This window comes from Vibrio sp. 1288 (assembly GCF_033344475.1).
Map to the genome: position 1 here is coordinate 1 of NZ_JAWPOX010000562.1, position 683 is coordinate 683.

Annotated in this window: 1 protein-coding gene; it reads right to left on the minus strand. The window is 47.6% G+C overall.

Annotated features, from left to right (window positions below; all coding sequences use genetic code 11):
• The coding region (locus tag R8O11_RS28040; RefSeq protein ID WP_412035085.1) for an ABC transporter permease at positions 1-683 on the minus strand (683 nt) is incomplete at both ends.

Here is a 683-nt window from a genome sequence, read left to right on the forward strand (position 1 = left end):
ATTACTTTCGATACTACCAATCGCAACAGCTGAGAAACGCACCACCATCGCAAAGATCAACGCAAACATTGAGCCTGAGAAAATCAGTCCCGGCCTACCCCATTCCATCGCCTTCGCAATATCGTTTACGCGATAGTCCATAAACAGCACGGCAACCATCACGCCAATCGCCAATACCGTTCCAGGTACTGCGTAGCCCATTGAGGAAAGACGCATAAAAGCAAGGCTTTCACGTTTGCCATTGACTCGGTGAGTAAAGTTAACCACAAGAGCAACGGCCACGCCGATGATCGCAGCAATGACAGACACAACAAGACTGTTCCACGCGTACTCACGGAATTCTGGTGTCCAGCTTTGCTCAAAGTAAGTAATGGAGTAATCAATCAACTGAAGTAATGGCAAAATGAACGCCACAGCAACCAGTCCCCAACACCACACCAGTGCCGCCCATTTTTTCCAGCCACTTAACTCGTAACGAAAATCTTCATGGCTGTTAAATTGGCTTTGGAATAGTTTCTGCTTTCTGCGGCTATAGCGTTCTGTACTGAGTAGCAGCACAACAATCAACAGCATAATTGCGGAAATTTTAGCGGCCGCGTTAAGGTTAGAATAACCAAGCCACGTGTCGTAAACCGCTGTCGTTAATGTGTTAACGGCGAAATGGCGGACAGTGCAGTAGTGCG